At 63.9% G+C, this 19,418-nt stretch carries 16 protein-coding genes; 12 read left to right on the top strand and 4 right to left on the bottom strand.

Annotation, left to right across the window (positions count from 1 at the left end; translation table 11 throughout):
• The 3 genes from LB535_RS06470 to LB535_RS06480 form a co-directional block, all read right to left on the bottom strand.
• Positions 1-1,512, bottom strand: a complete 1,512-nt coding sequence (locus LB535_RS06470; protein WP_224631590.1) for an alpha-N-arabinofuranosidase — start codon at positions 1,510-1,512, stop codon at positions 1-3.
• Positions 1,513-1,696: 184 nt separating this feature from the next.
• Positions 1,697-2,623 (bottom strand): ArsR/SmtB family transcription factor, encoded by a 927-nt coding sequence (locus tag LB535_RS06475; RefSeq protein WP_140545631.1) that lies wholly within the window; start codon positions 2,621-2,623, stop codon positions 1,697-1,699.
• A 202-nt stretch (positions 2,624-2,825) separates the two neighbouring features.
• Positions 2,826-4,298, bottom strand: a complete 1,473-nt coding sequence (locus LB535_RS06480; RefSeq protein WP_224631591.1) for a PLP-dependent aminotransferase family protein — start codon at positions 4,296-4,298, stop codon at positions 2,826-2,828.
• Between the two features lie 535 nt (positions 4,299-4,833).
• Here LB535_RS06480 and iolE (LB535_RS06485) point away from each other — a divergent pair.
• The 7 genes from iolE (LB535_RS06485) (at position 4,834) to LB535_RS06515 (ending at position 11,928) form a co-directional block, all read left to right on the top strand.
• On the top strand, positions 4,834-5,745 hold the full coding sequence (iolE, locus tag LB535_RS06485) for a myo-inosose-2 dehydratase (RefSeq protein ID WP_224631592.1): 912 nt from the start codon (positions 4,834-4,836) through the stop codon (positions 5,743-5,745).
• A gap of 27 nt (positions 5,746-5,772) precedes the next feature.
• The gene (locus LB535_RS06490) at positions 5,773-6,870 is read left to right on the top strand and encodes an ABC transporter ATP-binding protein (protein ID WP_224631593.1); all 1,098 of its coding nucleotides are present in this window, start codon (positions 5,773-5,775) and stop codon (positions 6,868-6,870) included.
• Positions 6,867-8,180 (top strand): extracellular solute-binding protein, encoded by a 1,314-nt coding sequence (locus LB535_RS06495; RefSeq protein WP_224631594.1) that lies wholly within the window; start codon positions 6,867-6,869, stop codon positions 8,178-8,180. Before LB535_RS06490 ends, LB535_RS06495 begins: the two co-directional genes overlap by 4 nt.
• An 11-nt stretch (positions 8,181-8,191) precedes the next feature.
• Positions 8,192-9,085, top strand: a complete 894-nt coding sequence (locus tag LB535_RS06500; protein WP_176477056.1) for a carbohydrate ABC transporter permease — start codon at positions 8,192-8,194, stop codon at positions 9,083-9,085.
• Positions 9,082-9,900, top strand: a complete 819-nt coding sequence (locus LB535_RS06505; RefSeq protein ID WP_224631595.1) for a carbohydrate ABC transporter permease — start codon at positions 9,082-9,084, stop codon at positions 9,898-9,900. Before LB535_RS06500 ends, LB535_RS06505 begins: the two co-directional genes overlap by 4 nt.
• A gap of 63 nt (positions 9,901-9,963) precedes the next feature.
• A complete protein-coding gene (gene iolG / locus LB535_RS06510) occupies positions 9,964-10,956 on the top strand; it encodes an inositol 2-dehydrogenase (protein ID WP_224631596.1) in 993 nt (330 codons plus the stop codon).
• A 45-nt stretch (positions 10,957-11,001) separates the two neighbouring features.
• Entirely contained in the window at positions 11,002-11,928 is a 927-nt protein-coding gene (locus LB535_RS06515; protein ID WP_224631597.1) for a sugar phosphate isomerase/epimerase family protein, read from the top strand.
• Positions 11,929-11,997: 69 nt separating this feature from the next.
• Here LB535_RS06515 and LB535_RS06520 read toward each other — a convergent pair whose 3' ends face one another.
• A complete protein-coding gene (locus LB535_RS06520; protein ID WP_224631598.1) occupies positions 11,998-13,107 on the bottom strand; it encodes a Gfo/Idh/MocA family protein in 1,110 nt (369 codons plus the stop codon).
• 157 nt (positions 13,108-13,264) lie between these two features.
• Here LB535_RS06520 and LB535_RS06525 point away from each other — a divergent pair, with 157 nt between their 5' ends.
• The 5 genes from LB535_RS06525 (at position 13,265) to LB535_RS06545 (ending at position 19,303) form a co-directional block, all read left to right on the top strand.
• Complete coding sequence (locus LB535_RS06525; RefSeq protein ID WP_224631681.1) at positions 13,265-14,110, top strand: MurR/RpiR family transcriptional regulator; 846 nt, start codon at positions 13,265-13,267, stop codon at positions 14,108-14,110.
• 154 nt (positions 14,111-14,264) lie between these two features.
• Positions 14,265-16,199: a bifunctional 5-dehydro-2-deoxygluconokinase/5-dehydro-2-deoxyphosphogluconate aldolase gene (locus tag LB535_RS06530; RefSeq protein ID WP_224631599.1), complete on the top strand. Its 1,935-nt coding sequence runs from the start codon at positions 14,265-14,267 to the stop codon at positions 16,197-16,199.
• A 32-nt stretch (positions 16,200-16,231) separates the two neighbouring features.
• Positions 16,232-18,076 carry a 3D-(3,5/4)-trihydroxycyclohexane-1,2-dione acylhydrolase (decyclizing) gene (iolD, locus tag LB535_RS06535; protein ID WP_224631600.1) on the top strand — a complete coding sequence of 615 codons (1,845 nt, stop codon included), beginning with the start codon at positions 16,232-16,234 and terminating at the stop codon, positions 18,074-18,076.
• Between the two features lie 35 nt (positions 18,077-18,111).
• Complete coding sequence (iolE, locus tag LB535_RS06540) at positions 18,112-19,026, top strand: myo-inosose-2 dehydratase (RefSeq protein WP_140843606.1); 915 nt, start codon at positions 18,112-18,114, stop codon at positions 19,024-19,026.
• Between the two features lie 64 nt (positions 19,027-19,090).
• Complete coding sequence (locus LB535_RS06545) at positions 19,091-19,303, top strand: DUF3329 domain-containing protein (protein WP_224631601.1); 213 nt, start codon at positions 19,091-19,093, stop codon at positions 19,301-19,303.
• Positions 19,304-19,418 lie beyond the last annotated feature (115 nt).

Below are 19,418 nucleotides of genomic sequence, written 5' to 3' on the forward strand. Positions count from 1 at the left end.
TCAGAGCTTCAGGCGGACCATCTGGTAGGAATAGGGCGGCAGCGGCAGGCTCAGTTTGCCGCCCACCACCGACGCGCCGGTCCCCTTCCTGGGACCGACATTGCTTGGGTTCTGCGCCGAATTGACGGCTTTCAGATCCGCGTGCGTCATCAGCTGATGGTCGACGATCTCAGCCGCGCCGAAGCCCGCTATGTCGATCGCGGTTTCGATTTCCTCGCTCGAATGGCGGTTGACGGCAAAGAAGGTGACATGTCCGGTTTCCCTGTCATGCACGCCGGCGATGTCGACATAGGAAACATCGCCGGCGACCGTGGAACTGTAGGTCGGGCTTTCCACCTTGAGATCCAGCGCATTGCCGCGGCCGTAGATCGAGGCAAAGAGATAAGGATAGAAGATCGTCTGCCGCCATGCCGGGCCGTTGGGAACGGTCATGATCGGCGCGATGACGTTGACCAGTTGCGCCAGGCACGCGATCTTGACCACGTCGGAACGACGGATGAAGGTGTTGAGGATGAGGCCGACCTGCAGCACGTCCTCGAAATTGTAGATGTCTTCGAGCAATGGCGGGGCGAAGGGCCACCCCTCATTGCCGCCAAGGATCTTCTTGTCCTGCTCCTTGGAATGGTACCAGACGTTCCATTCGTCGAACGAGATGTAGACCTGCTTCTTGGAGCGCTTCTTGGCCTTGATATAATCGATGACGCCGGCGACCGAGACAATGTAAGCGTCGAGCTTCTCGCTCATGGCTAGATAGTTCGGCGCGTCGTTGGCTTCATTGTCGAAATACATGTGCAGCGAGATGTAATCCACCTCGTTGTAAGTATGATCGAGAACGGTCGCTTCCCATTCCGGGTATGTCGGCATCTTGGCATTTGACGAGCCGCAGACCACGAGCTCGAGCGACTTGGAGAAGGCACGCATCGCCTTGGCGGTCTCGTGGGCCAGGCGGCCATACTCGTCGGCGGTCTTGTGGCCGATCTGCCAGGGGCCGTCCATCTCGTTGCCAAGACACCAGAGCTTGACGTCAAAGGGCTCCTTGCGGCCGTTGGCGATGCGCTTGTCGCTCCACTCGCTGCCGCCGGGATGATTGGCGTATTCCAGAAGGTTGCGGGCTTCATCGAGCCCACGCGAGCCGAGATTGACGGCAAGCATCATCTCGGTGTTCGCCGAGGCGCACCAGTCGGCAAATTCATGCAGGCCGACTTCGTTGCTTTCCGACGTGTGCCAGGCAAGGTCAAGGCGCACCGGGCGTCCTTCCTTGGGGCCGACGCCGTCTTCCCAATTGTAAGCGGATACGAAATTGCCGCCGGGATAGCGGACGATCGGGACCTTGAGCTCCCTGACGAGATCGATGACGTCGCGACGCATGCCATTGTCATCCGCCGTCGCATGACCGGGCTCATAGATGCCGGTGTAGACCGCCCGCCCAAGATGCTCGATGAAGGATCCATAGAGCCTGAGATCGATCTTCGAGACGATATAACGCGGATGCGCCGTAACGGCCGCCTTCATGCATTCCCTCCGAGAGTATCATAAATAGTGATTTAAATCACCTTATTAGATATCAAAGGGAAACAGCATCCGTTCGTCAAGCGAAAAACCGCCAAAAGTCTGACAATTGACCGGCAGCCTCAGCCGAAAATGAAGTCAAGCATCTGAAATCACTGCACTATTTTTGAGGCCCGATTTCATGATATCAACCGGTTTTGATCCTCAGCAGAATGTCCTGATCGTAATTTCCAAATCCTTTGCCGAAAATATTGATTCCACCGGGACGCTCGGCGTCGTCCTTGACGCCAATACGAACCCGGATTGAGTGATGGCCCTTGAGATCGAGGGCGGCGAGGCTGGTCTCAGAAATCCTGACACCGTCGACATAGGTGCCGTCAGCGGAAACCCGCCAGTTCTTCAGCTTGCCATATTGCGAGCCCTTGAGCTTCCACCAGGAGGGCGTGAAAACGCCGCGCTTGTCGCCGAAATCGCCCGGTGACGTCCAGGTGCCGACGTCGACGCCATTGATCGTCAGCGTGATGTCGGAGGGCCAGTCGGCGCTGGTGCCCGGCACTTCCGAGGACAGTTCCACCACCAGCTCGAGCTCGGTAATCTCGGTATTGGCGAGCTTGGCATTGTTGGGGAACTGATATTCGACGAAGCCGCGCGTGAACCACAACAGACCGGCCTTCATACGGTCCGGATCCAGGAAAGTGTTGGGCACATCGAGCAGACCGATGATCCCGTCCGGCGAACAGAGACCGCAGGGCGCGGTGACCTCGAATCCGGTGTAAAGCCCGATCGGCATCGATACTTCGATCGCGTCGTTCTTGACCGCACGATACTCGCTCTTGAAGACCACGAGCACTTCCTCGGCGGTCGGATAGCAGATCTTCTGGCTGCCCTTCTTCGCCTTTTGGTTCTCGGTGCGGATCAGGCCCGCATCCTCAAGCACCTGGATATTGGTCGAGACCGTCGACTGCGGCAGCGACAGCACGGAGGCTATTTCGTTGACATTCATCGGCCCCTTCTCATGCAGCAGCCTCAGCATGGAAATGCGCGCCGAAGAGGCAAGGCCCTTAAGGACGGCCATGCCCTCCTCAGGGTCGATCACCAGAAAATTGCGACTCAATGGATTGCCAGCCTATGCGATTTGCACCCGAAATCAGCTTGTATATCGGGATAATTGATTCAATCAATGCGGCGGCGGCACTCCATGCACCTTTTTGGTTGAGCGACCGCGAAGAGGCCATTGTTCCTCGGCAGGCTTGCCGCCTCGTGCGACCTAGCCAAGCAGGACGTCGGGTGCGCCATTTACCGGCGCCGCGAAACCCTCACCCCAGCGTCTCGCGGATCGCCTGCGCCAGCCGCTCCACCCCGTCCCGCGTCTGCGCGGCATCACACGCCGCATAGCCCAGCACCAGGCCTTGCGTCGGGGCCGTGTTCTGGAAATATTTCGACAGCGGCGAGACGTTGATCGCCCTTTTTGCTGCGGCCTGGCTGACCTTGATGTCGTCGATGCCATCCTTGAGATAGCCCACCACCTGGATGCCGGCTTCGGCGGGGGACAGCGTGATCTCGTCGCGCAGGCGCTCGGTCACGATCTCGCGAAAAAGCTGGCGGCGCTGGGCGTAGATGCGGCGCATGCGCTTCAGATGCCGGCTCATATGGCCTTCGGTGATGAAGTCGGCCAAGGCGGCCTGCAGGAGCAGCGGCGCGAACTGGCCGGTGGTGGAGAGCGCGTTGACGATGCGGCCGGCGAGCTCTTGCGGAAGCACCATGAAGCCGAGGCGAAGGGCGGGAAACAGGAGCTTGGCGAAGGTGCCGACATAGATGACGCGGCCGGAACGGTCCATGCTCTGGATCGCCGGCACGGGCCTCCCTTGAAAGCGGTATTCGCCGTCGAAATCGTCCTCGATCACCCAGGCGTTCGCGGTCTCGGCGATGTCGAGCAGGCGCAGCCGCTCCTCCATGCGCATGGTGATGCCGAGCGGATGCTGGCAGGCCGGCGTCACATAGATGAGACGGGGCGAGAAGGTTGGAGCATCGAGGCGCCAGCCGCGCTCCTGGTCGACCGCAATCGGCAGGATCCTTGCGCCGGCCACGGTGAACGCGGCCTTTGCGCCGTAATAGCCGGGCTCCTCCATCAACACCGTGTCCTCGGGGTCGAGCAGCAGGCGGGCCAAAAGATCGAAGGCGGCCTGCGCGCCGGTGGTGATGACGATCTGCTCCGGCCGGCAGCGCACGCCGCGCGCGGAATAGAGGTAGCCGGCGATTGCGCCCTTCAGCGCCGGGTGGCCGGTGACGTCATAGGTGCCGAACAGCGTCTCGCCGCCATGGCTGGCGCGGCGCGCGACCAGCCGGCCCCAGACGCCGAAGGGAAAGCTCTGCGCGTCCGGCATGCCGGGGTGGAACGCGACATGCCCCGGCCTGCCGTGGTGATAGGGCTGGCTGAGCAGCTGTTGGCCGCGCAGCGAGGGCTGGCGCAGCGGCACGGGCGGCTCCTCGGCCGCTGTCTCGCGCGGGCCTTCGGGCAGGTCGACGATGACCGGACGGGCGCCCTGACGATTGGCGAGATAGCCTTCGGTGACGAGCTGGTCATAAGCCGCGACGATGGTGTTGCGGCCAAGGCCGAGTTCGGCGGCCAGAGCGCGGGTGGAAGGAAGCTCCGAGCCGGGGGGAAGCGTGCGGTTGCGGATAATGGCGACGAGGCCGTGATAGAGCTGGCGCGACAGATGCTCGGGGCTCGAGCGGTTGACGGCCAGCATGTCGAGCGGGAACGCCTGGGGTTTGGGGTGGGAGCGCATCGTTTATCCCCACCCATGGATGCAATGGCAATGGCGTGCCGCGACACGCTTGTGCTGCAAGGTCGAGTTCCTTCGCCCCCCTCTCTGTCCTGCCGGACATCTCCCCCTCAAGGGGGGAGATTGGCAGTTTCGAGGCCTCGCCTCGCTTTGCAACGCCGGCAATTGGCGAAAGCCGGTGCGACATCCGATCTCCCCCCTTGAGGGGGAGATGGCCGGCAGGCCAGAGAGGGGGGCCTTGCGCCGACGATCAATGATTTCGAGGTTGCCCATCTATCCATCCTGCCACACCCGCCTCTCCGCACAAACTGGTTCCTTCATTTTCCAGAAAACTGGCCCTCGTGATGGAGACAGAGCGGCGTAGACTTCGCTCAATGATGTTGGGGTAAGACGTCGACAAAACATCTGAGGCGCGGTGCTGGGAGGGCCCCTCGCCTGACGAAACGGCAGGGGTTCGTCCGCCGCCAGCAACCGCAGCCATCTCCTCCCGAGACAGGACACCCCGCAGCCACCATGGCTGCGGGGCGGAAAGCGAGCAATGACGACAGTTCGACTTGGCATCAACCCGATCACCTGGACCAATGACGACGTGCCGGAACTGGGTGGCGACACGCCGCTCGAGACCTGCCTCAGCGAGACAGCGGAAGCCGGCTATGCCGGCACCGAGCTTGGCGGCAAGTTCCCGCGCGAGAGCCGTGCGCTCAGGCCCATCCTCGACCATTACGGGCTGGCGCTGGTCTCCGGCTGGTATGACGGGCGCATCTGCGAGAAGGAGGTGGACGAGGAATTCGAGGCGATCCGGCCGCATCTGACGCTGCTGCGCGACCTCGGCGCCAGGCGCGTCGTCTATGCCGACACCTCGCGCGGCCGGCACGGCGCCATCTACGACCCGATCTCGCAGCGGCCGAAGCTGATGGACGGGGAATGGAAGGCCTATGGCGCCAAGATCACCCGGCTCGCCGAGCGCTTTTCCGATTTCGGCGTCGGCATGGCTTTCCACCATCACATGGGCACGATCGTCGAGACCGACGCGGAGATTGACAGGCTGATGCACAGCACCGGCGAGGCGGTCGGCCTGCTTTACGATACCGGGCACTGCGCCTTTTCGGGCGGCGACCCGGAGCAATTGCTGCGCCGGCATGTGGAGCGCGTCGTGCATGTCCATTGCAAGGATGTGCGGCCGGCCATCTTAAAGAAAGCGCGCGAGGCCGACATGAGCTTCATGGGCGCAGTGATGGAAGGCATCTTCACCGTGCCGGGCGACGGCGCGATCAACTATCCCACGCTCTTAAAGATCCTGGCCGACCAGGGCTATTCCGGCTGGCTGGTGGTCGAGGCCGAGCAGGACCCGGCCAAGGCGCATCCCTTGACCTACGCGACGATGGGGTATCGGAATCTGAAGAGGCTGGCCGAGGGCGCAGGCTTCTACGTCCACGAGCGCAAGGCCTGAAGAAAACATGGGGCGCCGGGGAGGGAAATGAGCTCGGTTCTGTACCAGAAGGTGGTCAAGAGCTTCGGCGCGCTCAACGTGCTGCGATCGCTCGACCTCGCGGTGCCGGACCACAAATTCCTCGCCCTGCTCGGCCCGTCGGGCTGCGGCAAGACGACGGCGCTGCGCATCCTGGCTGGGCTCGACATGCCGACCGCCGGCAAGGTCTTTATCGGCGAACGCGACGTCACCCGGCTGCAGCCGCGCGACCGCGACATCGCCATGGTCTTCCAGAGCTACGCGCTTTATCCGCAGATGACGGTCGCCGAAAATATCGGCTATCCGCTGTGGATACGCGGCACGCCCGAAGCCGGGCGAAAGGCCAAGATCGGCGAGGTCGCCGCCGTGCTCGAGATCGGCCATCTGCTCGACCGCCGTCCGCGCCAGCTCTCGGGCGGACAACGCCAGCGCGTCGCGCTGGCCCGCGCCATCGTGCGCGACCCGGCGGCCTTCCTGATGGACGAGCCGCTGTCCAATCTCGACGCAAGACTGCGGCTCACCATGCGCGGCGAGATCAAGCGGCTCTGCCAGCGCCTCAGCGCCACCACCATCTATGTCACCCACGACCAGGTCGAAGCCCTGACGATGGCCGACTTCGTCGCCGTCATGCATGGCGGCGAGTTGCAGCAGATGGCGCCGCCCATCGAGATATACGACCGCCCGGCAAACCGCTTCGTCGCCACCTTCGTCGGCAACCCGCCGATGAACATTCTGCCGGCAGCGCTTTGCGAGCAAGGCGTCATCGTGGCCGGCAAGGTCGTCCCACTGGACGCCGCGCGGCTTGCTGCCTGCCGCGCCGCATCCGTCGCCGAAATCGGCCTCCGGCCAGAGGACTGCAGCGCTGCCGGCGTCGGCACGCCCGATGCCCTGCCCGGCGAAATCTACGTCGTCGAACCGATGGGCAACGAGACGCTGGTCAATGTCCGCCTCGAAGGCGGCAACGTCTCGGTGCGGGCCGGCCGCGATTTCAGGGGCGTGGTGGGTGAAAGCATCGGCGTCGCCTTCGACCCGGCGAACGCCTGTTTCTTCAATTCGGACGGCCTGACAGCCGTCCACAGGGTCAACAACAATGGGAGAGTGACATGATGCATTCCAGCAGACTTACTCGCCGCTCCGTCATCAAGGGTGGGCTTGGCCTGGCCTTAGCGACCACCGCCCTCACCACGCTTGGCCTGCCGATGCCTGCCCGCGCCGCCGGAAAGAAGGTGATCATCGGCGCCTTCGCCGATGGCGGCCTGACGCCGTTCAAGGAAAAGATCATCCCGCTGGCCAAGGAGCAGGGCTTCGAAATCCAGTTCCTCGAGGACGAATACGGGGTGACGCTCGAGAAGTGGTTCGCCGACGCCCAGAGCGGCGCCGGCCAGTATGACCTTTACCTGCTCGACGACCCATGGGTGCCGCAGTTCGGCGCCGCCAACGTGCTCGAGGATCTTGGCGCCGGAGGCGTCGATGGGTCGGACAAGGACTGGATCGGCGCGATGATCGACATGGGCTATTGGCCGCCGCAGAAGGGGCCGCGCGTCAAGGGCTTCGAGAACGCCAAGCCGACGTTGATCTGCGTGCCCTTCGTCGGTGACCTGCAGACGCTGACCTATCGCAACGACGTCTTCACAGGCGGTGCGCCAAAGACCTGGGACGAGGTGATCGCCAAGGGCAAGGAAGGCGTCGCGGCCGGCAAGATCAAATACCCGGTCGTCTTCCGCGGCGTTTCCGGCAACCCGATCGTCACCAGTTGGTATCCGGTCTTCCTGTCGTTCGGCGGCGCCTTCTTCGACGACAAGTGGAACCCGATCTTCAATTCGGCCGAAGGCAAGGCCTCGGCCGATTTCTTCGTCGGCACGATGAAGCAGAACGCGCCGAGCGGCGTGGTCGAGTTCGACTCCGACCAGGAGGGCGCGGCGATCCTCGGCGGGGAGGCAGGGGCGATCATCCAATATTCGGGCAACGCATTGAAGGCGGACGACCCCGCCCAGACCAAGGTGGCCGGCAAGCTCGATTTCGGCGTTGTGCCGAAGCAGGAAAAGGCGATCGCCCAGATGGGCATCTTCATCGCCGGCGTGCCGAAATCAGCGCCCAACAAGGCGAACTCGATCGAATTCCTGAAGTGGTATGTGAGCGCCGAAACACAGGCCAAGCTCTCGGAAGCGGGCTCGATCCCGGTCAAGCGCAGCGCCTTCGGCATCGCCAAGCCCGGCAACCGACTGATACCGGTCGCCCTGCAGCAGCTCGACGCCGGCGCGCTGCCGCGGCCGCGCACCCCCGACTGGGCGAAGGTCGAGGAACTGCTCGGCATCGAGCTCAACAAGGCTTTGCAGGCCGGCTCCGGCGGCGGTGCGGCCCTGGACACGGCGGCCAAGCAGGTCAAGGACTATCTGACCACGGCCGGGTACTACTGATGCAAACCGGCATGCAGGCACGCAAATATCGCCTGCAGGGGGCGGGGCTCGACCTCGCCCTCCCCTATCTCATGCTGGCGCCGGGCCTGACGATCGTGCTCGGCGTGCTTGTCTATCCGCTCTGGGACGGGCTGCGCGCCAGCACCAGGGCTTACCGCTACGGCTCGCCGGTCTCCCATGTCGGCTTCCGGAACTATGTGCAGCTTTGGAGCGACGCACAGTTCCTGAATTCGCTGTGGGTCACCGTCAAGTTCGTGGCGCTGTCGGTTTCGATCGAGGCGGTGCTGGGCTTCGCGCTTGCCTTGTTCTGCCTGCACGAATTCCGCGGCATTCGGCTGCTCAGGACGGTGCTGATCATTCCCATGGTGATCACGCCGGTCGTCGTCGCCATCCTGTTCAGGCTGATCTACGCCAGCGACGCCGGCATGCTGACGGCGCTCTCAGAGGCCATGGGCGGCGGCGGGGTCCAGATCCTCGGAAACCCGCTCAATGCCTTCATCGGCCTTGTCGTGCTCGACGTCTGGGAGTGGACGCCGCTGATGTTCCTCATCCTGCTCGCCGGCCTGCAGTCGCTGCCGCACGAGCCGTTCGAGGCGGCGCGCGTCGACGGCGCCGGGTCCTGGCGCGTCTTCGCCGATCTCACCTTCCCGATGATGCGGCCGGTGCTGGCGGTCGCCATCGTGCTCCGCACCATCGATGCCTTCGGCACCTTCGACCAGGTTTTCGTGCTGACCCGTGGCGGGCCGGGCGAAGCGACGAGGCTGATCTCGATCTATGGCTACGACACCGCTTTCAAATTCCAGCAGACCGGATACGCGGCGGCGCTGTTCGTGACGATCGGCCTCGTCGTGCTCGCGCTCGCCTTCAGCGCCATTAGGCTCCTGCGCAGGATCGACGCGTCATGAGCACCCGCCTGGCGCGCATCCTCACCACCATTTTCGTGCTGGCAGTGGTGCTGCTGCCGATCTGCTGGCTGGTGTCCACCTCGCTCAAGTCCAACCGCGAGATCACGCAGGAAGGCACCCTCTATCCGCATGTGCCGACGCTCGACAATTACGTCAGGCTGTTCACCGAAAAGCAGTTCGGCTCCTACCTGACGAACTCGGTGGTGGTCACCTTCTTCTCGGTCGCGATAGCGCTGGTCTTCGGCGCGATGGGCGCCTACGCGATCGCGAGGTTCCGCCTGCCCTTCGCCGCGGAGCGCAAGATCGGTCTCTTCCTCCTGACACTGCGCATCATCCCGCCGGTGGTGATCCTGATACCCGTCTATCTCTTGATGCTGAGCCTCGGGCTGCTCGACAGCTGGCTCGGACTGATCGCCACCTACACCGCCTTCAACGTCACCTTCTGCGTCTGGATGATGGAGAGCTTCTTCCGCGAGATCCCCGTCGATCTCGAGGAGGCTGCGATGGTGGACGGCGATTCACGCTTCGGCGCCTTCCGCCGCATCACGCTGCCATTGGCGGCACCGGGGCTCGCGGCCACCGCGATCTTCGCCGTGCTGGTCACCTTCAACGAATTCCTTTTCGCGCTGGCGCTGACCGCGACGCCGCGGGCGATGACCATGCCGCGCGGCACCGCCACACTCATCGGGCGCATCGATACCGACTGGGCCTCGATGGCGGCCGCCGGCGTCATCGGCGCGTTGCCGATCGTCTTCTTCGCACTCCTGGTGCAGCGGCATCTGGTACGCGGGCTGACTATGGGCGCGGTGAAATGATTGCCGCTCGGATACACGAACCGGCGGGCAGCGCTGGAGCGGCCTGATGAGAAAGTCGAACGCATGATGGATGTTTGTCTGTTCGGGGTGGGGCTGATCGGCCGCGTGCATGCGAGCAATCTCGCGCGCCACCCGAAGGTGCGGCTGCGCTACGTCGTCGATCCCAATCGCGAGGCGGCCGAGAAGGTCGCCGCCGTAACCGGCGCCGAGATCGTGGACACCGAGACCGTTATGAACGATCCGGCAGTGAAAATGGTGTTCATCGCCTCAGCCACGCGCACGCACGCGGAGCTTGCCATGGCCGCGGCGGCGCAAGGCAAGGCGATCTTCTGCGAGAAACCGATCGACCTCGACCTCAAGCGCACGGATGAATGCCTGGCCGCTGTCGCGAAAGCCGGCGTGCCTTTCCAGATCGGCTTCAACCGCCGCTTCGATCCGAGCTTCCGGGCGCTGAAGGAGCGCCTCGATGGCGGCGAGATCGGCGCCGTCGAGCAGGTCATCATCACCAGCCGCGATCCCGAACCGGAGACCGAGGAAGCGCTGGCGGGAGGCGGCGGCGTCTTTCGCGAGATGACCATCCACGATTTCGATATGGCGCGGAACATGCTTGGCGAGGAGCCTGTGGAGCTTTTCGCGACCGGCTCCTCGCTGGTGGCGCCGCAATACAGGAAGCTCGGCGATTACGACACGGCGATGTTCATCCTGCGAACGGCATCCGGCCGGCAGTGTCACATCAACAACAGCGTCAGGGCCGCCTATGGCTATGACCAGCGCATCGAGGTGCACGGCGCCGACGGCATGCTGCAGGCCGGCAACCGGCTGCCGACCTCTGTGGAAATGTATGGCGGCAAAGGCATATCGCGCGACAAGCCCTATTACTTCTTCGTCGAACGCTATGCCGAGTCCTACGCCGCCGAGATCGATCACTTCATCACCTGCGTCGAGACGGGCAGGAGTCCGGCAGTCACGGCCAGCGATGGGCGCAAGGCCATGATCCTTTGCGAGGCGGCGCTTGCGTCGGCTCGGTCCGGCAGGTTCGAACCGGTGAAACTCTAAGCGGATGGTGTGAAGGCAAGCGGGAGTCCCGAAATGAAGATTGGCATGATCACGGACAGCCTGGGCAACCTGTCCTTCGACGAGATGCTGCGCGCGTCGGCCGATCTCGGACTGGAGACGCTGGAGTTCGCCTGCGGCAACTGGTCGTCGGCGCCGCACATCGATCTGGCCGCCATGCTGGACAGCAAGACGACCCGAACCGAATTCGTCGCCAAGGTTCGCGACCACGGGCTGACGATCGCGGCGCTCAACTGCTCGGGCAATCCGCTGCACCCGGGGCCGCAGGGCAAGCAGCATCGGCAGGTGACCGAGGACACGATCCGGCTGGCGAGCCTGATGGGCATCGACCGGGTGGTGATGATGTCCGGGCTGCCGGGCGGACCCGGCGACACCAACCCCAACTGGATCATCACCGACTGGCCGCCCGAATGCGCCGACATCCAGCGCTACCAGTGGGACGATTGCATCATCCCGTATTGGCGCGATCTCGTCGAATTTGCGAACAAGCTGGGCATCAGGAAGCTTTGTCTGGAGCTGCATGGACATCAGGCCGTGTACAATGTCCAGACGCTGTTCCGGCTGCGCGATGCGGTCGGCAAGACGGTCGGCGCCAACTACGATCCGAGCCATCCGATGTGGATGGGCGCCGATCCCATTGCCGCCGTGCGCAAGCTTGGCTCGGCCATCTACTATGTCCACGCCAAGGACACACGTGTCGAGCCGATACCGGCGGCCATCGACGGCACGCTCGATGCGCGCCCGCCAAATCAGTTTGCCGAAAGGGCCTGGAATTACATCACGCTCGGCTACGGCCACGGCGAGACCTGGTGGCGGCAGTTCTGCACGGCGCTGAAGCAGGCCGGCTATGACGACGTGCTGTCGATCGAGCACGAGGACATGATGCTGTCGCCGATGGAAGGCATGCGCAAATCCGTGGCGCTGCTGCGCAACGTCGCTATCAACCTGGCCTGAATGCTCAGATCCGGTCCTGCATTGGTAGGTGATCACCGCCCGTTGCGGCGGCCTCGATGGCCGGCAGGCCTATCTCACATTGACCCAGCGCTGCTCCTGGAACGAACGGGCCATGGCATGCACGGTGCGCTCGATCTCCAGCCCCTCGTCGAAGTCGATGATGCGGGCCGGCTTACCAGCGATGCGCATCAGGAGCTCGCGGCATTCGATCATCTTGAGGTCGTTGAAGCCCAGCCCGTGGCCAGGCGCCGGCAGGAAGGAATCGTAAGGCTTGTGGTGCGGCGCCACCAGGATAGTGCGGTAGCCCTGCTCGGTCGGCCGGTCGGCGGTGAGGTAGAGCTGGAACTCGTTCATCCGCTCCTGGTCGTAGAGGATCGAGCCCTTCGAGCCGAAGATCTGGATGGCGATGCGGCCCTTGCGGCCCCAGGCCGAGCGGTTGACCAGCAGCGAGCCGGCAACGCCGTTCTCGAGATGCATCAAGACGCTGGCGATGTCATAGGTCTCGACCGCGCGGCGGGCGCCGGAAGCGGTCCTGCGATCGGCATAGGGTTTGACCATGTCGCACATGACGCGCGAGACGCGGCCGAACAGCGCCTTGATCAGCGACAGCGGATGGACGGCGAAATCGTCGAGCGCGCCATAGCCGGAAGAGGCCTCGTGTTTCCAGAAGAACAGCGCTTCGGGGTCGGCCATGAAATCCTCGTCCATCTCGATGCGCACGAGATTGACGTCGCCGATGATCTTTTCTTCGAGCAGCGCGCCGATATGGCGGATGGCGGGGTTCTGGATGTAGTTGTAGCCGAGCACGGCGACCTTGCCGGATGTCCTCGCGGCCTTCGCCATCGCCTCGGCCTCGGCGAAACTCGGCGCCATCGGCTTCTCGCACCACAGATGCTTGCCGGCTTCGAGGACGGCGATCGCCATTTCCGGGTGGAACTGGTTCGGCGTGGTCAGCGAGACGATCTCGACGTCCGGATCCTCGACCACGGCACGCCAGTCGCCGGAGCCTTTTGCGAAGCCGAACTCGGCAGCTTTGCGTTTGGCAAGCTCGTCATTCACCTCGCCCAGATGCACTAGTTTCGGCTTGTCGACATCGGGAAAGACGGTGCCCACCGCGTTCCAGGCGATGGCGTGGCACTTGCCCATGAAGCCAGTGCCGATGAGGCCCACTCCGACCATGTCGATTGTCTCCAGGATAAAGGAAAGTATGCGTGGATGAATTAGTCTATTTTGATAAAGAATGGAATATCTAAATCATTTTTTATGGTGTTCTTGCGCGAACTCGCTATGATGAGGCAGGAGAGGGAAAAACCTTATGAGCGTGGGCGGAGCGACGATGGACGAACGGGTGCCTCGCGATTTCGAAACGCTGCGCGCGAGGATCCTGGACAGGCGCGCGAGCCTGCCCAAGCGCATCGCGCAGATCGCCGCCTATGCGCTCGACAATCCCGACGACATCGCCTTCGGCACGGCGGCGAGCATCGCCGCCTCGGCCGGCGTGCAGCCCTCGACGCTGATCCGTTTTGCCCAGCAGCTCGGCTTCGACGGCTTCACCAGCCTGCAGCAGGTTTTCCGCGAGCGGCTGCGCGAACGCAATTCCTCCTATGATGAGCGGCTGGCGGCGCTGCGCGCCAAGGCCGAGGAAGGCCGCGGGCATCGGGCGATCTTCGACGGCTTCGTCGCCGCCGCAAGCACCTCGCTGGGCGACATTTCGCGCTCGCTCAACGATGCCCATTTCGAGGAGGCGGTGGCGCTCCTGGCTAAGGCCGAGACGATCTATGTGCTGGCCAAGCGCCGCTCCTATCCGGTCGCCTCCTACATTGCCTACGCGCTGGGCAAGCTCAAGATCCGCAACCAGCTGGTGGAATCGGCCGCGGGGCTGAACGCCGAGATGATCGGCTTCGCCACGCCGCGCGACGCCGTCATCGCCATCAGCTTCTCGCCTTACGCGCCGGCGACTATCGAGGAGACGCGCTCGATCGCCGAGCAGGGCGTGCCGATCGTGGCGATCACCGACTCGTCCTTCTCGCCGCTGGCGCAATTCGCCAAGGTCTGGTTCGAGGTCGCCGAGGCCGATTTCGGCGGCTTCCGCTCGATCTCGGCGACGATGGCGCTGGCCATGGCGCTGACCGTCGCCGTCGGCGAGAAGCGCCGCGAAACGGTGCGCCGGCGCAAGGGCTGAGCCTCCCAGACGAGCGCTTTTCGGCTTGGGAACACTCATTCCATATTGACTGTGGATTGGAATTAATATTTCATATTGACGACACCACGCCGTCGCTGGCGCGTGCTGTCCAAAACGACGCTGCTCTGCACAACAAGGCCGATGGGAGGTTCGAATGGGCGAAGCCGTGGAAGGGAAATACCCGCCGCTCGACGTCATCACCATCGGGCGCGCCTCAGTCGATCTCTATGGCCAGCAGATCGGCTCACGGCTGGAGGACATCACCTCTTTCGCCAAGTCGGTCGGCGGCTGCCCGGCCAATATTTCCGTCGGCACGGCAAGGCTCGGCCTGCGCTCGGCGCTGCTCACCCGCGTCGGCGACGAGCAGATGGGCCGTTTCATCCGTGAGCAGCTCAAGCGCGAGGGCGTCTCCGTCGACGGGCTGAAGACCGACAAGGAACGCCTGACGGCGCTGGTGCTGCTTTCGGTCGAGAGCGAAGGCGTCTCGCCGATGATCTTCTATCGTTCCGACTGCGCCGACATGGCGCTGGCCGAGGAGGATATCGACGAGGCGTTCATCGCCTCGGCGCGCTCGGTGGTCGTCACCGGCACGCATTTCTCGCGGCCCAATTCCGATGCCGCGCAGCGCAAGGCCATCCGCCTGATGAAGGCCCGGGGTGGCAAGGTGGTGTTCGACATCGACTATCGCCCGAACCTCTGGGGCCTTGCCGGCCATGCCGAAGGCTTCGAGCGCTACGTCAAGTCGGACCGCGTCTCGGCGCAGCTGAAGACGGTGCTGCCGGATTGCGATCTCATCGTCGGCACCGAGGAAGAGATCATGATCGCTTCCGGCGCCGACGATTGCCTGAGCGCGCTGAAGACGATCCGCGCGCTGTCGCCGGCCACCATCGTGCTCAAGCGCGGTGCCAAGGGCTGCATCGTCTATGACGGGCCGATCAGCGACGACCTCGAGGACGGCATCGTCGGCAAGGGTTTCCCGATCGAGATCTACAATGTGCTCGGCGCCGGCGACGCCTTCATGTCGGGCTTCCTGCGGGGCTGGCTCGGCGGCGAGAGCTTTGCCACCGCCGCGACCTGGGCCAATGCCTGCGGCGCCTTCGCGGTGTCGCGCCTGCTCTGCGCGCCGGAATATCCGACCTTCGAGGAGCTGCAGTTCTTTTTGAAGCATGGCAGCAAGCACCTTGCGCTGCGCAAGGACGAGGCGATCAACCACGTCCACTGGGCAACGACGCGGCGGCGCGACATCCCCTCGCTGATGGCTTTGGCCTGCGACCATCGCGTCCAGCTTGAAGACGTTGCCGCCAAGGTCGGGGCCGACGTTTCGCGCATCCCCGACTTCAAGGTGCTGACCGTCAAGGCGGCGGCAAAGGTCGCCGCCGGCCGCGATGGCTACGGCATGCTGATCGACGAGAAATATGGCCGCGACGCCATGTTCGAATTCGCCCGCCATCCCTTCGCCTGGCTCGGCCGCCCCGTCGAATTGCCCGGGTCGCGGCCGCTGCGTTTCGAGTTTTCGCAGGATATCGGCTCGCAGCTCACCGAATGGCCTGTCGACCATTGCATCAAATGCCTGTGCTTCTATCACCCGGACGATCCGGAAGCACTGAAGAGCGAGCAGCAGCAGAAGCTGCGCGCGCTGTTCGAGGCGGCGCGAAAGGTCGGCCGCGAACTGCTGGTCGAGATCATCGCCGGCAAGCATGGCAAGCTCGACGACACCACCATTCCGCGGGCGCTTGAAGAGCTCTATGCGCTGGGCATCAAGCCGGACTGGTGGAAGCTCGAGCCGCAGGCTTCCGCAGGCGCCTGGGCGAAGATCGAACAGGTGATCGTCAGGAACGATCCTTGGTGCCGTGGCGTGGTGCTGCTCGGGCTGGAAGCGCCGCAGGACGAGCTGGTCGCGGCGTTTGCCGCCACCGCCAATGCGCCGATCGTCAAAGGTTTCGCCGTCGGCCGCACCATCTTCGTCAACGCCGCCGAACGATGGCTGGCCGGCAGGATGTCGGATGACGAGGCGATCGCCGACATGGCCGCGCGCTTCGAGCAGTTGACCGAGGCATGGCTTGCCGCGCGCGGCCGCAAAGCCGCATAACGAGACCGCTGAAGGACTGCGGAGGAGACATCATGAGCAAGACAATCCGCCTGACGATGGCGCAGGCGCTGACCCGCTTCCTCAGCCGGCAAATGACCGAGATCGACAGGAAGAAGGTGCCGATCTTCGGCGGCGTCTGGGCGATTTTCGGCCATGGCAATGTCGCCGGCATCGGCGAGGCGCTCTACCAGGTCCGCGACGAGTTGCCGACCTTCCGCGCCCATAACGAGCAGGCGATGGCTCACGCGGCGATCGCCTATGGCAAGGCGAATTTCCGCCGCCGCTTCATGGCCGCGACCAGTTCGATCGGTCCCGGCGCGCTCAACATGGTGACGGCGGCCGCACTCGCGCATGTAAACCGGTTGCCCGTCCTGTTTTTGCCTGGCGATGTCTTCGCCAACCGCCTGCCGGACCCGGTGCTGCAGCAGGCCGAGGATTTCTCCGACGGCACGGCGAGCGTCAATGACTGCTTCCGGCCCGTATCGCGCTATTTCGACCGCATCACGCGGCCGGAGCAGATCATCCCGGCGCTGAACCGCGCCATGCAGGTGCTGACCGATCCGGCCGAATGCGGCCCGGTGACGCTGTCGCTCTGCCAGGACGTGCAGACGGAGGCCTATGATTATCCCGAAAGTCTGTTCGCCGAGCGTGTCTGGACACCGCGCCGGCTCCGCCCGGATCGGAACGAGCTGGCGGCAGCCGTCGCGGCGCTGAAAGGCGCCAGGAAGCCGCTGGTGATCGCGGGCGGCGGGGTGCTGTATTCGCAGGCTTCGGACGAGCTCGCCAACCTGGTGCAGGGCGCTGGCATTCCGGTCTGCGAGACGCAGGGCGGCAAATCCTCGTTGCCCGACGACCATCCGCTCAACATGGCGGCGGTCGGCGTCACCGGCACGTCGGCCGCCAACCGGCTGGCGGAGGAGGCCGATGTCGTGCTTGCGGTCGGCACCAGGCTGCAGGATTTCACCACCGGCTCCTGGGCGCTGTTCAAGAATGCCGGCCGCACCATTATTGGCCTCAATACTCAGGTCTTCGACGCCGGCAAGCATTGGGCGCTGCCGCTGGTCGCCGACGCGGCCGAAGGGCTTGCCGAGCTGTCCGCCGGGCTGAAGGGCTGGAAGGCGCCCGCCGCCTGGACCGATAATGCGCTGAAGGGCAAGACGGAGTGGCAGGCGGCAGCCGCAAAGGTAACCGCTTCAACCAATGCCGCCTATCCTTCCGATGCGCAAGTGATCGGCGCGGTGCAGCGCGCCATGGGTTCGGGCGTCACGCTGCTGCATGCCGCCGGCGGTCTGCCCGGCGAATTGCACAAGCTGTGGCAGGCCGGCGCGCCCGGCTCCTACCATGCGGAATACGGCTTCTCGACCATGGGCTACGAGATCGCCGGCGGGCTCGGCGTCAAGATGGCCAAGCCCGACCAGGAGGTCGTCGTCATGGTCGGCGACGGCTCCTATCTGATGCTCAATTCCGAGATCGCCACTTCGGTGATGCTTGGCCTGAAGCTCACCCTCGTTTTGCTCGACAATCGCGGCTATGGCTGCATCAACCGGCTGCAGATGGCGACCGGCGGCGCCAACTTCAACAACCTCTTGAAGGACGCCCGCCACGAGGTGATGCCTGACGTCGACTTCGCCGCGCACGCGGCAAGCTTAGGTGCCGTGGCCGAGAAGGTAGCGTCGATCGCCGAGCTGGAGACAGCACTGGCCAAGGCGAAGAAGAACGACAAGACGACGGTGCTGGTGATCGACACCGATCCGCTGGTGTCGACGGAGGCCGGCGGCCATTGGTGGGACGTCGCCGTGCCGGAAGTCTCGTCGCGACGCGAAGTCAACGCCGCGCGCAAGAAATACGAGGAAGCCGTGGACAGCCGTAAGGGCTGAACCGGCTCGCAACGAACCGACATTGGAGTGACGACTTGAAAGCCAAACTGGGCATGTCCCCCATCGCATGGTGGAATGACGATCTCGTGGAATTGAGCGATGACGTGTCGCTGGAGGAATGTTTGCGCCAGTCGCGCTCGGCCGGCTTCACCGGCATGGAGATGGGCCGCCGCTTCCCCAACGATCCGAAGGTGATGCTGCCGATCCTGAAGGAGGCCGACGTCACGCTTTGCGGCGGCTGGTTCTCGGGCACGCTTGTCAACGAGGACATCTCCCGGAACAAGGACCGCATCCAGCCGATGATCGACCTGTTCAAGGCCGTCGACGCGCCCTGCATCGTCTATGGCGAGGTCGGCCGGTCCATTCAGGGCGACCGCTCCAAGCCTCTGGCCACCAAGCCGAAACTTTCAGATGACGAGATGAAGGCTTACGGCCGGCGCGTCACCGAGTTCGGCGAGTGGTGCGCTGAGCAAGGCATGCCGCTCTCTTACCATCACCACATGGCGGCGGTGGTCGAGACCGAGCCGGAGCTCGACGCCTTCATGCGCAACTCCGGCGAAGGCATTCCGCTGCTGCTCGATGCTGGCCATCTCGCCTTTGCCGGCGGCGACGTGCTGCGCGCCATTGACAATCACCACAAGCGCATCAACCACGTCCATGTGAAGGATGTTCGCATGGGCGTGATCGACGGGCTCGACCGCACGAAACAGTCCTTCCTCGACGCCGTGGCGCTCGGCGCCTTCACCGTGCCGGGCGACGGCTCGCTCGATTTCGGCGCCATCGTCCAGCGTTTCGCCGATCATGGCTATGAAGGCTGGTTCGTGGTCGAGGCCGAGCAGGATCCGAAGAAGAACCCGCCGCTCAAGATGGCCCAGGTCGGCCACAAGGAACTTATGCGGGTGATGACGGCCGCCGGCTATACGGTCGAGACGCAGGGTTTTCCGGCCTGAGCAGTGGAATAGTCGGGGCGCCCGGTTTATCCGTTGTGCTTTGGCAAAATCCTGGATTGGCGCGATGAAAGACTATGAGCATCCCTTCTTCCGGCCGCTGTGGCGCCGTATCGCGGTCGTCGCGGTCTGCCTGGTCTGGTCGGTGATCGAATTCGCCTCCGGCACACCCTTCTGGGGCGTCATCGCGCTGGGCTTCGCCGGTTACGCGGTGTGGCAGTTTTTCTACCTCTACAAACCGGAGGAGGAGAACAAGGCCGACGTCGAACCAAAAGAGTGAGTGATCCATGGCTCGAGAGCTTCTACGGATCGGATACTGCGTGCAAGGCGGATCGCATACGTTGGCGATTAGCCGAAACGCTCCTCGCTTCGTCATCCTAGGGCGGAGCAAGGAG

It is taken from the genome of Mesorhizobium sp. CA10 (genome assembly GCF_020165285.1).
Taxonomy (GTDB): domain Bacteria; phylum Pseudomonadota; class Alphaproteobacteria; order Rhizobiales; family Rhizobiaceae; genus Mesorhizobium.

Bases quoted from the DNA above. Each gene is read 5' to 3' on its own strand.
- LB535_RS06530 (WP_224631599.1), top strand. From the start codon at position 14,265: ATGGGCGAAGCCGTGGAAGGGAAATACCCGCCGCTCGACGTCATCACC.
- iolE (WP_224631592.1), top strand. From the start codon at position 4,834: ATGACGACAGTTCGACTTGGCATCAACCCGATCACCTGGACCAATGAC.
- LB535_RS06505 (WP_224631595.1), top strand. From the start codon at position 9,082: ATGAGCACCCGCCTGGCGCGCATCCTCACCACCATTTTCGTGCTGGCA.
- LB535_RS06525 (WP_224631681.1), top strand. From the start codon at position 13,265: ATGGACGAACGGGTGCCTCGCGATTTCGAAACGCTGCGCGCGAGGATC.
- iolD (WP_224631600.1), top strand. From the start codon at position 16,232: ATGAGCAAGACAATCCGCCTGACGATGGCGCAGGCGCTGACCCGCTTC.
- LB535_RS06480 (WP_224631591.1), bottom strand. From the start codon at position 4,298: ATGCGCTCCCACCCCAAACCCCAGGCGTTCCCGCTCGACATGCTGGCC.
- LB535_RS06545 (WP_224631601.1), top strand. From the start codon at position 19,091: ATGAAAGACTATGAGCATCCCTTCTTCCGGCCGCTGTGGCGCCGTATC.
- LB535_RS06495 (WP_224631594.1), top strand. From the start codon at position 6,867: ATGATGCATTCCAGCAGACTTACTCGCCGCTCCGTCATCAAGGGTGGG.
- LB535_RS06520 (WP_224631598.1), bottom strand. From the start codon at position 13,107: ATGGTCGGAGTGGGCCTCATCGGCACTGGCTTCATGGGCAAGTGCCAC.
- LB535_RS06515 (WP_224631597.1), top strand. From the start codon at position 11,002: ATGATCACGGACAGCCTGGGCAACCTGTCCTTCGACGAGATGCTGCGC.
- iolG (WP_224631596.1), top strand. From the start codon at position 9,964: ATGATGGATGTTTGTCTGTTCGGGGTGGGGCTGATCGGCCGCGTGCAT.
- LB535_RS06500 (WP_176477056.1), top strand. From the start codon at position 8,192: ATGCAGGCACGCAAATATCGCCTGCAGGGGGCGGGGCTCGACCTCGCC.
- LB535_RS06490 (WP_224631593.1), top strand. From the start codon at position 5,773: ATGAGCTCGGTTCTGTACCAGAAGGTGGTCAAGAGCTTCGGCGCGCTC.
- LB535_RS06470 (WP_224631590.1), bottom strand. From the start codon at position 1,512: ATGAAGGCGGCCGTTACGGCGCATCCGCGTTATATCGTCTCGAAGATC.